We start from the raw sequence: 13,780 nt of genomic DNA on the forward strand, positions 1-13,780 counted from the left end.
TTGAAAGATAGATTAGATTTTATAATGAATTTATTAGATTCCAAGAAAGCACAAGATTTAGCACTATTTAATCTAAGTAATACTAACTATATAACACAATATGTAATAATTACAACAAGTCTAGCAGATAAGCATAGCTTTGCTCTCCTAGATACTCTAAAGACAGAACTAAAGCCTAGAGGTGAAGTATTTTATAGCACTGATGAAGAAAATGGAGATTGGGTTATTGCTGATTTAGGAGATATTATGATACATATTTTTACACAAAACCATAGGAGAAAATTTAATCTTGAAGAATTTTTAAATGACTATAAAAGAGAAAACAAAAGTGATTAGAATAACAAAATATATTAGTTGTGCTGGTTGAGCTGCTAAAATAGGTCTGGAAGACCTAAAACAAATAACTAGCAATTTATCTCAACCAAGTTATAAAAATCTTATTGTAGATTTTAAAGATAATGATGATTGTGGAATTTATAAGCTTGATGACAATAATATTATTGTCCAAAGCCTAGACTTTATCACACCTATTGTAGATGACTTATATATATTTGGACAAATTGCTGCAGCAAACTCGCTAAGTGATATATTCGCAAAAGGCTCTAATGCAATTACTGCAATGAGCATTTTAATGTGGGATAAAGAGCATTTAAATCAAAATGAAGCAAATGAAATTTTACAAGGGGCATTATCTAAACTAATAGAATGTCATTGTGCATTGATTGGTGGGCATAGTATTGTTGATAAAGAACAAAAATTTGGTTTAAGCGTTACTGGTGTAATAAATAATGGAATCTTTTGGAAAAATAATACTGCAAAAATTGGAGATTCTATAATCTTAACAAAGCCTCTAGGAAGTGGAATTTTATCTAGTGCCCTAAAATGTGATAAACTAGAATGGAATAAAAATTTAGATTTTATAAAATCTATGCAAATGCTTAACTTATATGCAAAAAATGAAGCAAATAAGTTTAACATTACTGCTTGCACTGATGTTACAGGATTTGGTTTAATAGGACATTTAAGTGAAATGATTAATAAAAATATTTCAATTAATTTATATATAAATGAAGTAAAAATTTTTGATAGAGTAAAAGAATTTGTATCTCTAGGGATAGTTCCTGGTGGAAGTTATAGTAATAAAAAGGCATTAGAAGCTAATGTTTATGGAAATATAAAAGATGATATCATATTTTATGATGCACAAACTTCAGGAGGATTATTAATTGCATTAGATTATAAAAATGCCAAAATTTTAAATAATATATTAAATGATAGTGGCATAGAATCCAATATTATCGCAGAGTGCATACCAAGAGATAAATATAAAATATATCTTAAAGTTTAAAGATATTTTAATAAATTTTAAACTTTATTTTTATAAAATCACCGCATTGAAAATATCATAAAAATTATTTAGTTTAGGTATAAAATGAAATATTATAAATTCCTATTAGCTGGATTCTTCACTACCTTTATTTTAAGTGTAATTTTATTCAGTAATCTATTTGCAAAAGATAATTTAAATCAATCTCGCCTAGATGGATATAGCAAAATAAGAAAGGTTATTTCTGCAATTGAAAACTACTATGTAGATGATATAAGTATAAATGAAATAGTAGATAAAGCAATAAGTGGATTGCTTACTAACCTTGATGCACATTCTGCATATCTTACACCAAAAGATTATCAGGATTTAAAGGTTCAAACAAGTGGTAAATTTGATGGTATTGGCATACAAATATCATTAAAAGATGGTGCATTAACAATAATCTCTCCTATTGAAGGTTCTCCGGGTGATAAAGCTGGATTAAAATCTGGTGATATTATTTTAAAAATAAATGACCAAAGCACTCTTAATATGACTATTGATGATGCAGTAAATCTTATGCGTGGTAAAAGAAAAACAAGTGTAAAACTAACGATAATTAGAAAAAATGAGTTAAAACCTTTAGTGTTTAATATACAAAGAGATACTATTGATATAATATCAACATATGCAAAAAAGATAGAAAATACAAATTATTTATATTTAAGGATAAATACATTTGATGAAAAAGTAACAAAAAATGTGGAATCTATAGTAAAGTCTAATAATCCAAATGGAATAATAATAGATTTAAGAAATAATCCGGGGGGATTGCTGGATCAAGCAGTTGGATTAGCAAATTTATTTATAAAAAATGGAGTGATAGTATCACAAAGAGGAAAAGTAAAAAATAGTAATGAAGAATTTAATGCAAATGGGAAAGCTCCATTTGATAAAATTCCTTTAGTAATAATAGTAAATGGTGGCAGTGCAAGTGCTAGTGAGATAGTAGCTGGAAGTTTGCAAGACCACAAAAGAGCAATAATTATTGGTGAAAATACTTTTGGAAAAGGAAGTGTTCAAATTGTATTACCTTTAGATAATAATGAAAATAGTGATGCTCTACGTCTTACTACTGCAAGATACTATCTCCCAAGTGGCAGAACTATACAAGCAGTGGGAATTAAACCAGATATTGTTGTTCATCCGGGTTTTGTTCCAAAAGACGAAAATGGCTTTAGCCTTAAAGAATCTGAGCTTAAACAACATTTACAAAACGAGTTAAGTAAAATAGGGGATAGTAAAGAAAATACAAATACTCCTAACCCACCATCAAAAAAAGATATTATAACAAATGAGGATATTTACAATGATATACAATTAAAAAGTGCTATTGATGCACTAAAGATTCTAACAGTTGCAAATATAAAAGATAATAAAATAAATATAGCTAAAAACTAGAGGAGAAGTTATAAATGGAAAAATTAACTTTACTATATGAAGGAAAAGGTAAAAAGCTATATACAACAAATGATGCAAATAGAGTAATTGCTGAATTTAAAGATGATTTAACTGCATTTAATGCACATAAAAAAGGTTCTGAAGCAGGCAAAGGTAGCCTTAATTGCCAAATTAGCTCAATACTATTTAAGCTTTTAGAAAAAAACAATATAAAAACACACTTTGTTGAAATGCTAGATTGCTATAATATGCTATGTAAGAAAGTTAAAATTATACCTCTTGAAGTAGTAGTTAGAAATATTGCCACAGGTTCACTTACAAAAAGACTAGGTATAAAAGATGGAGAAAAATTAAAATTTCCTCTAGTAGAGTTTTATTATAAAAATGATCTCCTTAATGACCCTATTTTAAATGATGAACATTGTAAAATTATAAATATAGTAGATAATGATAAAGATATAAATTATATAAAAGATTATGCAAGAAAAATAAATGATATTTTAATTAGTTTTTTTATGGAAAAAAATCTTAAATTAGTTGATTTTAAAATTGAATTTGGCAGAGATGAAAACAATGAAATTATACTATCAGATGAAATTAGTCCAGATAGTTGTAGGCTTTGGGATAAAGATACAAATAAAAAAATGGATAAAGATATATTTAGACAAAGCTTAGGAAATGTAAGTGATGCCTATAAAGAAGTATTAAATAGAATAAAATAATCGAGGTTGAGATTATGAGAGTTAATATAGAAATTTATCTTAAGGATGGAATTTTAGACCCACAGGCAAAAACTATTTTTCACGCATTAGAATCCATAGGATTTGATTGTATTAATAGCTTAGGGATAAGCAAAATTATAAAATTAGACATAAATACAAATGATAAAAATATAGCCTTACAAAAGGCAGAAGAAATGGCCAAAAATCTCCTTGCAAATGTAGTTATTGAAAATTATAAAATAGAGTTAGAACCTTGATAGCAATACTTAGATTTCTAGGAACAAACTGCGAATTTGATATAGAATATGCTTGTAGATTATTAAATATAGAATGTGCAATAATTTGGCATAAAGAAGAAACTTTGCCTTTAAATACATCATTAGTCATAATTCCTGGTGGTTTTAGCTATGGTGATTATTTAAGAAGTGGGGCTATTGCAAAGCTTTCTCCTATCATGAAAGCTGTAAAAGAATATGCTTACAATGGTGGCTTTGTATTTGGAATTTGTAATGGATTTCAAATATTATGTGAAGCACAAATGCTTCCTGGTGCATTAATAAGAAATAAAAATATTTTATTTCATTCGAAAATGGCTGAATTAAAAGTAATCTCAAATAATAATAAATTATTAAAAAATTATTATATAAATCAAAAAATAAACATTCCAATAGCACATGCTGATGGGAACTATTATATTAATAAAGATGAACTTGAGAGTTTAAAAGAGAATAATCAAATACTTCTAAAATATACAACTGATATAAATGGTTCAATGGATAAGATAGCCGGAATTTGTAATAAAGATAAAAATATATTTGGTATGATGCCTCACCCTGAAAGAGCTATCGAAGATATGTTAGTAAGCAAAGATGGTCTTGCTATGATAAAAAGTATATGTGAGAATAATAGTATTAATATAAAGTATTCATAATGTTAAAAATAAAGTTTATAGTGATATTGTTAATAGTAATATTTGCATATGCTGATGAAAATCAACCAAAAGATGAAAGCCAGCCAAAATTAGTATATATAAAACAGGAAATATTAAAAGATGCTATTCCAAATGAATTAAACTATATAGGAGAAATTATAGCAATAAAATATAACATAATAGTATTAGATAATGCTTTAGTGCGTTCAATAAGCTTTTTAGAAGAAAAAGGTGTTGAGATTAAAAATCAAAATTCAAATTGGAATGAATTAGAAGATGGAACATTTGAAAATACATTTTATTTTAAAATTAAATCTGGTAGTTTTGCAATACCAAGACTTGAAGTAATAGTAGAAAATGATAATTTTAAAGATATTGCTATTAGTGAGGTTATAAGCTATAAAGCAATAAATCTATATACAAACCACCAAAAATATGCCGGTGTTGTAGCAAAAAGATTTGATATAAAAAATTATAGTGTTAAACCATATAATGAAAAAAATAATATTATTATATTAGATATGTATGCAGAATATTCAAATTTAGAAGATTTTAGGTTTAATGCACTGCCAAAAGCAAAGCAGGGTTTTGAGAGCTCAAATTTTAATATTGATAATTCCAGTGGAATCTATTACATAATTTTGCCAAATGATGAAGCTTATCTTGAATTTGAATATTTTGATTTACAAGCCCAAACTTATAAACTTAGCAAAGTTAAAAATGTAGTAAATAAAAAACAAATTAATATTAACCAAGAAATAAAGCCAATAAATAAAGTATTAATTTTTAAAAATATAGTCATATTAGCCTTTATTTTTATAGTATTAATTGTGTTTTTTATTAGAAAAATTCCTTTTAAAATAAGGCTATTTTTATTAATAATTGCAATTTTTTTAATATTTTATTTGATAATTTCTATTAACAGCAAATGGAGTGGGATCTTAACTTCAAATAGTTATATTAGAATACTACCCACATCAAATTCAACAATTATTGCTAAAACTTCTAATAATACAGAAGTGCAAATAGTAAGTAAATATGGAGATTATTATAAAGTATCAATAATTGGAAATGAAAATAAAACAGGTTGGGTGGAAAAAAACAGTGTTAAGTAAATTACGAGGCTTATGGGCAACTATTAGCACAGGTATCATACTTCCTTTAATTATACTTAGTATATACATTTTTCGACCTATTAATAGACCATTTAGAAAAACTAGTAAAATATTTTTCTTTATTAATGGGATTAAAATAGAAAGAATTGGAGAATTTGATAAAGATGCAAAAATATTAGTTTTAAATCATCAAGGAATGATGGATATAGCATATCTTGAAGCTTACTATCCTTGGGATATTTGTTGGGTAGCAAAAAAAGAATTGGGTGATATTTTTTTATATGGACATGCACTAAAAGCTCCAAAAATGATATTAATTGATAGAGATGATAAAAAGTCTCTGATTTATTTACTAAAAGAGGCTAAAAAAAAGCTTAATGAGGGAAGAATATTAGCAATTTTTCCTGAAGGCACTAGAAGCAAAGGGGGAGAGAATTTATTGCCATTTAAAAATGGTGCAAAAATATTAATTGAAAAATATAATCTAAAAATTCAACCAATAGTCTTAGTGAATACAAGAAATTTATTTGATACATCAAAGCTTGAAATTCGCTCAAATAAGGCTAAGGCTATTTGTATGGATGCTTTTATACCAGATTTCACTAATAGAGATTGGTATGAAAAATTGAGATATGACATGCAAAAAACTTATACAAAATACTATAATGAGATTAATTAATCAAAACAAAAATTAGGATTTTTATGTATAAATTTTTTTTATTTATATCTTTATTTATTTGTATAAATGCAGAAGAATTACCCACTACAACAGATAACAATACCACAACGCAAGTTAAAGATTCCATACAAATAAATAATGACGCAATTAATAATGAAGATTCAATTCTTCCACAAAACACATCTGTAAGTGATTTTTTTACACCTGCACCAATCGTAGATGATACATTTGCATCTTTTGTTGTAGGCTATCAACTACTTTTAAAAAATAATGAAAAAGTAAAACACGGAATATTTTTTGCCATTGATAGGGGTTGGAGTTTTATAGACAATATGCTACTTTTAGCACTATCTCTTGATGGTAGTGCTGGTGGATTTTATGCTATTAATCTTAATTTAAAGCTAGGAGGAAGATTTCTTGATGGTAGGATAATCCCAAATATATCATTTGGATATGGATTATTAAACCACTTTGAAAATGGAGTTCAACAAAATTTACACGGAGCAAATGCTACTATAAGCCTTTTTATTGATATTATCAAAGGTATAGGTATAGAAATAGGTTATAGGGTTGGATTACATCCATTTCACACAATAAAAAAAACTAATATAACAAAAAATATACAAAGCGTTATGTTAAATCTAAAGTTTATGGATTTTGATTTATGAAAAAACTAATTATTTTGTTGCTTTTAGATAGCATTATGTTTGCTTGTAGTGGTGATTGTACATCTTGCCATTTTAATATTGATTATAAAGATTCTAACCATAAAATTATGCTTGATTGTAAGATATGTCATACAGATGAGAAACTATCAAAAGCTCAAATGCGTAATTCCTGTGGGCAAGATTGTTTTAGTTGTCATAATATTGAAAAAATAAATTTAGTTCAAATAAAAGAGCATCAAGCCCTAAACACCTGTATAAGCTGCCATAGCAATATTAATGTAAAAAATAAATTTAATTTAAATATTAATCCATTATTTAATAATAAATTGCTAAATAAAAAACCTTAGCTTTTCTTAACTATATTCTTAATTTTTTGAAGTTTGATTTTATCTTTAACTACAGCCTTTAATGCCCTATTTGATAGTGATAATATAAACCATTTAAGATTAAAGCTAACCTCATTCATTCCTTTTTGTTTAAGTAATCTTAGGGCTTTATTCATTTTGATTAAATTATCATTATTTCTTGAAATAGATTCTTCATCTTTGCCATACTCTAAACCACTAACTGAACTAAAAAAATCAATATTTTTATGTGGTGGAACAAAGGTATCAATATTGCAATATTTTTTTAATGCAAATGACAAATAAGCGTCCTCTGCTACATTATGAAGCGCATAAAACTCGTTTGAATTAATCCACATAGCACCTAAATAATCTTTTTTTAAAAACCAACTATGTCCTACAAAATCAACTTGAATTGTTTTTTTATTGTTTATAGCAAATGGAGGATTGTTATTCCACCCAATAGTTCTATGAGCTAAATCAAAAGGATATTTATTTAAATCATTTGATAAAATACCAATACCACCATACAAACCCTCACGCATCAAGCTTTCTGTAAAACAATTTTCAAGCCATCTATGAGCAGGAATTGTATCATCATCAAAAAAACAAATATAATCACTCTTTGCTAAAAGCCCTCCAGCAAATCGACCCCAAACACCAACATTATACTTTGGGCGAATAATTTGGCTGAATTTATTTTCTAATTCTTTTGGCAAAACTTGCTCTATAAATTCTTTACCACTGCTAATGCTATCAATAAATAATATCAATTCTTTTGGTTTTAATGATTGTCTTAAGATAGAATCTACCTGTTTTGCTAATAAATCACCTCTTTTATATAGTGTTAAAACAACACTAACACTTGGGTTAAAGTCCATATACATATAACAATTTCTTGAGCCAAAAAGTGAATATTTATCTTGATATGGTCGAGTTTGAACATCTAAATAATAACTATCAATGCTAGAACCAAAATCAACATAAGTATTATTTGGATTAGCTAAAAAAAGAGATTTTATTATAGGGCTACTCATAGGTCCTGCACTTACAACAAAAAGTAAATCTTTAGAATCTCTAAAATCTTTCTTTATAGATTCTAACATTTGATTGGCTTTATTATCCCAAAATGAAATACAATCATCATCTATTTCATAATGTTTTATAATATTTAATTTACCAATTTTTGCACCTCTAGCACGATAATTAGCGATTAATACACAATCTCTTTTAATCTTCTCAAACTTCTTTTTAAAATGTACAAAATTAGCATTAATCCAAATATTTGCAAAAGTTTTATTATTGTTTTCTATCCTACTTGCATACCAAAAATAAGCTTCCTTATCACAGCAAGGACAAGATATAGCATAATAAAATCTTTTATCAACCACATTAAGAGAATCTAATATGTCTTTTCCTAACTTTGAAATAAAGCTTGGAGAAGTCCATTTTTTCTCTTGAGATTCTACACTAATGCCAAGCATTATAGCTCTTTCACCATCGGCATTCCTAGCTAAAGAAAAGTTTTCATTTTTTAAAATCTTATTTAAAAAAAAATCCATCTCTTTATTTAAATGTTTGACTTTATGCCCTCTAATATATGGATTTAATCTTGATGTTAAGTAAAAATTATAGATTTTATTTACTAAAATATGAAAGATTCTATTATTTTTATAAAGCTTTTTAATGACTTGTCTCAAAAAGAATCCTTTTATAAAAAACTATCAGATTTTTTTATTATAAAAAATAGGATTCTATCTAAAATTGTCCTATTTTTAAATGCTTTTTTATGTTCTACTCCCCCCCACCAATTAGAATTTAAAATTACTCCAATATAATTATCTTTTAAATTTTCTAAACTCTGATTTGAAATCTTATCAAAGAGGTATTCTACTTTTGTATGATACATTTTAAAAAATGGCTCAATTGAAACTTCATTTATAATTCCACATTTTTGAAAATAAGCACTATACCAAGTAAATTCAAATGGAGAAATTTTAAGCAAATCGGAATATGAAAGATTCTTATTTTGCATAACTTTTATTTTAAAATCTTTCATAACAATAGATGAGATAATTTGAGTATTATGACAAGTGCGAAGTCTCTTATCCTTAAGCTCTAAAAAGTCAAAAATCTTTTTTATATTATTTATCCTTGCTTTTGCAAAATCTTTATAATACGGTTTTGAATGTAAATCCTTATCTTGCACTAAACAAATATATGGAGTAGAATCATCATAGAAAAAATCTTCTTTTTTAAAATCTCTAATAAAAATGCTATCACTATCAATACAAAGATAATGCTCTGCTATATTACTTTCAAAAAAACATAGTTTTGCAATCTCTTGGTTAATATAACCTATGCTAAAGTCTTTTAATATTTTATTTTTAATCAAATTAGAAGAAGCGAAATCACTATCTAAAATAATAGAAATATTTTTATCCTCAAATTTTTTAAACTTATCCAAAATTTTCTTAAACTCATAATCATCTATACTTTCATTATTATATTTTCTATTATCTTGCAATGCTATAATAAATGAGATATTTTGAATATTATGTTTTTTAAAGCTATTAATCATAACCTTAAAATTATCATAATCAGCATAATGAGTAATACAGAAAAAACAAAAATGCTTCATTTTACTTCCTTTAAAAATTCTTCTAAATTATTTTTAGACTCTTCTCTTAGTTTTAAAAAGAGACTATATAAATTTTTCTTTAGCTTTAAATATTGTTCTGAATTTACTAATTTAATAGCTTTTAATATATCTTTATTACCTTTAAAGATACAAGCTTCTTTGGAAGTAAAATTAAAATTACTAGCAAAAGGTTCATTAATAATCAATGGCACATTATAGCCTAGAGAAATTTGTCTTTGTCCGCTGGTTGAAGTGTTTAAATAGTGCCTATGTGCAAATCTATCATAAAGTCCTAAAACATAATGAGATTGAAGAATTAAGGAATGAAGTAATTTCTTACTTGGGTTTTGATAGATGTATAAAGATATAGAATCTAAATTATTTTCACATAAAGCTTCATTATTTAAAAAAACTTTAATTTGCATGTTTTCTAAACCTTTTATACTATAAGCCTCCTTTCCTACTAAAATAAATCTAATATTTGAAATATTACTTTTTTTTAAATATTTAATAATAGATTTTAACTTCTCTTTAAAACCTCTATGATAGATAGGGAATCCTATGGAGATAAAAGTAATAATATTATTGTTTATATTTCTATTAAAATTATAATTTGATGATAAATTTAATCCTTTAAGAGAGATATTTTTATATTTAATATTACGCAAAGCAAAGTAATTATTCTTATAATCTCTAAATTTTTTTATATCACTTATTGTATGATATATTCCACCTACTTTGGTATTTATATTTAAAAATGAATGAATTGAGTGATAAGTATTTAACTCTAAAATCATCGTATTAAAAAATACTATCTTATATTTAGCAATATCTTTAGAGTTAAGAGCATAAATCATATTCTTTAAATCTAACTTAAAAGCTTTAAAATCAATGATTTCTCTTCTAATCAAAACATCAACACTAAAATTAAGCAATGTAAAATAATCAATTAAAGCTTCTAAAGTTTCTGTATGAAAGGTATTCATCTCTATAAGTAAAATAGAATTTTTATTTACACTTTTAATGTGATTTAAAAAAAATTCTAAATCATCTTCTTTAGTTCTTATGTTAAACTCTTTAATAGAATTTAAAAATTCCATATCTTTTTTAAATCCTAATTTATGATTCTTAAAGTTTAGAAATAAGCCTTTAATAAAATAGAAAATATCAGCTATTAATATTAAAAATCTCATATCTTCTTAATAAATTTTAATATCTTTTTACTAGTATTGCCATCACCATATGGAAGTGAATTTTTAGGATTTGACATTTGTTTATAGAGCTTTTTATTTTTAAATAATTTTATAGTCTCTTTTACTATTATATCCTTATTTGTTCCCACTAGTTTCAATGTTTTGCACTCTAGTGCTTCTTTTCGCTCTGTTGTATTTCTTAAAATCAAAGTTGGTTTTCTAATTGCACTAGCCTCCTCTTGAATCCCACCACTATCAGTTAGTATTAAATAGCATTTTCCCATAAGATAAACAAAGCATTCATAGCTAAGAGGATTAATTAAATATATGTTTTTTATATCTCCTAATATATTTTGCATTGGTTGTTTAATATTTGGATTAAGATGCAATGGATAAATAATCATAATATCTTTTAGGTTATTTGCAATCTCTTTTAAAGCATAGGCTATATTTTTAATATCCTCTCCAAAACTCTCTCTCCTATGTGCAGTTACTAATATAAACTTTTTATTTAGAGGTAAATTAAGCTTTGAAATAATATTAGATTCTAATTTTTTATCAATCCTGCTTTGCATTAGTTTTAGACAATCTATCACACTATTTCCAACGACTTTAATATAATCCTTTTTTACACCATCTTTTAGTAAGTTTTTCTTTGCTAACTTTGTAGGGGCAAAGTGGTAAGTGGCAAGCTTTGTTGTAAGCACCCTATTTACCTCCTCTGGAAATGGATTATATTTATCATTACTCCTAAGCCCCGCTTCTATATGACATACTTTAATTTTTAGGTAAAATCCACTAAGGGCACCCATAAGCGTAGTGCTAGTATCTCCGTGAACAAATATATAGTGAGGCTTACACTCTTCTAATACTGATTTAAGATTTGATAATATATTTGAGCTAATACTAAATAAATCTTGAGATTCTTGCATAATGTTTAAGTCAAAATCAGGGACTACATTGAAAAGCTCTAATACAGAATCTAGCATACTTCTGTGTTGTGCAGTTACACAAACTTTAGTTTGAATAGACTTTTCTTGCCTAAATTCTAAAATTAGTGGTATCATTTTTATTGCTTCTGGTCTAGTGCCAAAAATAAATAGAATTTTTTTCATAAGTTAGTCTTTAATGATTTGATTTAGTAAAATTCTACCATAATTATAAGGAGTAAATTTTGAATAAATTAAGCGATGAAGAAAAATATGTAATTATAGATAAAGGGACAGAAGCTCCATTTAGCGGAGAATATAATGATTTTTATGAAGATGGAATTTATGTTTGCAAACAATGTGATGAACCACTTTATAAATCTAGCGATAAGTTTAAATCACTTTGTGGTTGGCCTAGCTTTGATGATGAAATACAAGGTGCAGTAAAAAGACAGCCTGATATAGATGGTAGAAGAACTGAAATAATATGTGCAAAATGCGGAGGACATTTAGGACATATATTTGAGGGAGAAAACTTTACAGAAAAGAATGTTCGTCATTGTGTTAATTCTATATCTATAAAATTTAGAGCTAAATAGTTTTTAGGATATTTTTAAGATTTTTTTAAATTTAGAGCTAAAAAATATTCTAACTTTTTTTGGAAACCCATAGATTCTAGGAAAGTGAAAGCAAAACTTATACTTTCCTTTTAAAAGAGAGTAGAATCTAGCCAAATCGCTCTTACTAAATCCAAGCTCTTTCTTATAACCCGTGATTTGAATGCATCTTAGTGTCTCTTTTAAATAAAATATTGACCAAAATAAAAAATAATCTTTTAATAACTGCTTACTTGAATTAAAGCTATATTCATAAAAACTTTTTGCTATGATAAAATAGCTATAAGTAGATTTTATGATATTTTTATTTCTTGAATTCATAGTAGAATTTTCTCTGTCACTTATATAATTATATAAAGGAATAGAAGAAATATAAAATTTATTTAATAGACTAAAAGCATACGTAGAAAATAAAACATCTTCATAAATGATATTTGGTGTAAAAACTAATTCATTAGAAAATAAAAATTTGCGTTATATGCATTGATCCATACAGAATTAAGATGCACATTCTCTTTTAAAAAATCTACATTAGAATCATATAAATTATCATGTTGTGAGTTAAAAAAACGATTAGATTTCTTTTTTTTGTTATTTATTAAATGATAATAATAGTTTTGTATCACGCAATCTAAGTTATCATACTTTAAGATTATATTTGAAATATATTCTAATACAAAATTTTCTAAATAATCATCAGAATCTACAAACATTATATAAGACTTTGAATCACTATCATTTTCTTTATTTATCATTTCTTTTACTAGATATAACCCCTTATTTCTAGCATAACCAATACCACTATTTTCTTGATTTATCAAATAAAATCTATTATCTTTTTTTGTATATTCTTCTGCAATGCTTTTAGAAGAATCTGTGCTTCCATCATTTATTAAAATTGCACTAAAGTTTTTATAAGTTTGATTTTGTATAGAATCTAAACATTCTTTTAGGTATTTTTCAACATTATAAATTGGAACTATAATATAAAGCTTCACTTTATTATCATCTATCAAAGCATTTTCTCCTAATAATATTTTCTCTCATAATTCCTCCTATCATAACACTTCATAACACTATTCATTATAAAATAATTCCTCCCATAATTTCATAATAGAATCTTTATTAAATTTATCTTGTATTATTTCTCTTTGTTTTAAACCAAACTCTT

Annotated in this window: 17 protein-coding genes; 11 read left to right on the top strand and 6 right to left on the bottom strand. The window is 25.7% G+C overall.

Annotated features, from left to right (window positions below):
* The 10 genes from rsfS (at position 1) to CQA44_RS07630 (ending at position 7,232) form a co-directional block, all read left to right on the top strand.
* The gene (gene rsfS, locus CQA44_RS07585; protein ID WP_181881824.1) at positions 1-336 is read left to right on the top strand and encodes a ribosome silencing factor; all 336 of its coding nucleotides are present in this window, start codon (positions 1-3) and stop codon (positions 334-336) included.
* 40 nt (positions 337-376) lie between these two features.
* Complete coding sequence (gene selD / locus CQA44_RS07590; RefSeq protein ID WP_115546672.1) at positions 377-1,348, top strand: selenide, water dikinase SelD; 972 nt, start codon at positions 377-379, stop codon at positions 1,346-1,348.
* 84 nt (positions 1,349-1,432) lie between these two features.
* Positions 1,433-2,770: a S41 family peptidase gene (locus tag CQA44_RS07595; protein WP_115546673.1), complete on the top strand. Its 1,338-nt coding sequence runs from the start codon at positions 1,433-1,435 to the stop codon at positions 2,768-2,770.
* A 14-nt stretch (positions 2,771-2,784) separates the two neighbouring features.
* The gene (purC, locus tag CQA44_RS07600) at positions 2,785-3,492 is read left to right on the top strand and encodes a phosphoribosylaminoimidazolesuccinocarboxamide synthase (protein ID WP_115546674.1); all 708 of its coding nucleotides are present in this window, start codon (positions 2,785-2,787) and stop codon (positions 3,490-3,492) included.
* 14 nt (positions 3,493-3,506) lie between these two features.
* Positions 3,507-3,749 carry a phosphoribosylformylglycinamidine synthase subunit PurS gene (gene purS / locus CQA44_RS07605; protein WP_115546675.1) on the top strand — a complete coding sequence of 81 codons (243 nt, stop codon included), beginning with the start codon at positions 3,507-3,509 and terminating at the stop codon, positions 3,747-3,749.
* Positions 3,746-4,423 carry a phosphoribosylformylglycinamidine synthase subunit PurQ gene (purQ, locus tag CQA44_RS07610; protein WP_115546676.1) on the top strand — a complete coding sequence of 226 codons (678 nt, stop codon included), beginning with the start codon at positions 3,746-3,748 and terminating at the stop codon, positions 4,421-4,423. The genes purS and purQ overlap by 4 nt, the downstream gene beginning before the upstream one ends.
* The gene (locus CQA44_RS07615; RefSeq protein ID WP_115546677.1) at positions 4,423-5,538 is read left to right on the top strand and encodes an SH3 domain-containing protein; all 1,116 of its coding nucleotides are present in this window, start codon (positions 4,423-4,425) and stop codon (positions 5,536-5,538) included. Before purQ ends, CQA44_RS07615 begins: the two co-directional genes overlap by 1 nt.
* Positions 5,495-6,217, top strand: a complete 723-nt coding sequence (locus CQA44_RS07620; RefSeq protein WP_258864938.1) for a 1-acyl-sn-glycerol-3-phosphate acyltransferase — start codon at positions 5,495-5,497, stop codon at positions 6,215-6,217. Before CQA44_RS07615 ends, CQA44_RS07620 begins: the two co-directional genes overlap by 44 nt.
* A 23-nt stretch (positions 6,218-6,240) precedes the next feature.
* The gene (locus CQA44_RS07625) at positions 6,241-6,885 is read left to right on the top strand and encodes a hypothetical protein (RefSeq protein ID WP_115546678.1); all 645 of its coding nucleotides are present in this window, start codon (positions 6,241-6,243) and stop codon (positions 6,883-6,885) included.
* Positions 6,882-7,232, top strand: a complete 351-nt coding sequence (locus tag CQA44_RS07630) for a hypothetical protein (protein ID WP_115546679.1) — start codon at positions 6,882-6,884, stop codon at positions 7,230-7,232. Before CQA44_RS07625 ends, CQA44_RS07630 begins: the two co-directional genes overlap by 4 nt.
* On the opposite strand, the gene CQA44_RS12555 is transcribed toward CQA44_RS07630, so the two are convergent.
* The 4 genes from CQA44_RS12555 to wecB are packed head-to-tail and all read right to left on the bottom strand — an operon-like array spanning position 7,229 to position 12,178.
* The gene (locus CQA44_RS12555) at positions 7,229-8,929 is read right to left on the bottom strand and encodes a glycosyltransferase family 2 protein (RefSeq protein WP_181881825.1); all 1,701 of its coding nucleotides are present in this window, start codon (positions 8,927-8,929) and stop codon (positions 7,229-7,231) included. The genes CQA44_RS07630 and CQA44_RS12555 overlap by 4 nt on opposite strands.
* Positions 8,930-8,940: 11 nt before the next feature.
* Positions 8,941-9,870, bottom strand: coding sequence for a DUF6492 family protein (locus tag CQA44_RS07640; RefSeq protein ID WP_115546680.1), 930 nt, complete (start codon positions 9,868-9,870; stop codon positions 8,941-8,943).
* Positions 9,867-11,063 carry a hypothetical protein gene (locus CQA44_RS07645; RefSeq protein ID WP_115546681.1) on the bottom strand — a complete coding sequence of 399 codons (1,197 nt, stop codon included), beginning with the start codon at positions 11,061-11,063 and terminating at the stop codon, positions 9,867-9,869. The genes CQA44_RS07640 and CQA44_RS07645 overlap by 4 nt, the downstream gene beginning before the upstream one ends.
* Positions 11,060-12,178 (bottom strand): non-hydrolyzing UDP-N-acetylglucosamine 2-epimerase, encoded by a 1,119-nt coding sequence (gene wecB / locus CQA44_RS07650; RefSeq protein ID WP_115546682.1) that lies wholly within the window; start codon positions 12,176-12,178, stop codon positions 11,060-11,062. Before wecB ends, CQA44_RS07645 begins: the two co-directional genes overlap by 4 nt.
* Positions 12,179-12,237: 59 nt before the next feature.
* Between wecB and CQA44_RS07655 the strand changes: the two genes are divergently transcribed.
* Positions 12,238-12,591 (top strand): methionine-R-sulfoxide reductase, encoded by a 354-nt coding sequence (locus CQA44_RS07655; RefSeq protein WP_115546683.1) that lies wholly within the window; start codon positions 12,238-12,240, stop codon positions 12,589-12,591.
* 3 nt (positions 12,592-12,594) lie between these two features.
* Here the strand turns inward: CQA44_RS07655 and CQA44_RS07660 are convergent, their stop codons facing one another.
* Positions 12,595-12,930 carry a hypothetical protein gene (locus CQA44_RS07660; RefSeq protein ID WP_115546684.1) on the bottom strand — a complete coding sequence of 112 codons (336 nt, stop codon included), beginning with the start codon at positions 12,928-12,930 and terminating at the stop codon, positions 12,595-12,597.
* A gap of 125 nt (positions 12,931-13,055) precedes the next feature.
* A complete protein-coding gene (locus tag CQA44_RS07665) occupies positions 13,056-13,625 on the bottom strand; it encodes a glycosyltransferase family A protein (protein ID WP_258864939.1) in 570 nt (189 codons plus the stop codon).
* Positions 13,626-13,780 lie beyond the last annotated feature (155 nt).

This window comes from Helicobacter sp. MIT 14-3879 (assembly GCF_003364125.1).

Bases quoted from the DNA above. Each gene is read 5' to 3' on its own strand.
- CQA44_RS07625 (WP_115546678.1), top strand. From the start codon at position 6,241: ATGTATAAATTTTTTTTATTTATATCTTTATTTATTTGTATAAATGCA.
- CQA44_RS07595 (WP_115546673.1), top strand. From the start codon at position 1,433: ATGAAATATTATAAATTCCTATTAGCTGGATTCTTCACTACCTTTATT.
- CQA44_RS07630 (WP_115546679.1), top strand. From the start codon at position 6,882: ATGAAAAAACTAATTATTTTGTTGCTTTTAGATAGCATTATGTTTGCT.
- purS (WP_115546675.1), top strand. From the start codon at position 3,507: ATGAGAGTTAATATAGAAATTTATCTTAAGGATGGAATTTTAGACCCA.
- purC (WP_115546674.1), top strand. From the start codon at position 2,785: ATGGAAAAATTAACTTTACTATATGAAGGAAAAGGTAAAAAGCTATAT.
- CQA44_RS07660 (WP_115546684.1), bottom strand. From the start codon at position 12,930: ATGAATTCAAGAAATAAAAATATCATAAAATCTACTTATAGCTATTTT.
- CQA44_RS07615 (WP_115546677.1), top strand. From the start codon at position 4,423: ATGTTAAAAATAAAGTTTATAGTGATATTGTTAATAGTAATATTTGCA.
- wecB (WP_115546682.1), bottom strand. From the start codon at position 12,178: ATGAAAAAAATTCTATTTATTTTTGGCACTAGACCAGAAGCAATAAAA.
- CQA44_RS07620 (WP_258864938.1), top strand. From the start codon at position 5,495: ATGAAAATAAAACAGGTTGGGTGGAAAAAAACAGTGTTAAGTAAATTA.
- CQA44_RS07645 (WP_115546681.1), bottom strand. From the start codon at position 11,063: ATGAGATTTTTAATATTAATAGCTGATATTTTCTATTTTATTAAAGGC.
- CQA44_RS07640 (WP_115546680.1), bottom strand. From the start codon at position 9,870: ATGAAGCATTTTTGTTTTTTCTGTATTACTCATTATGCTGATTATGAT.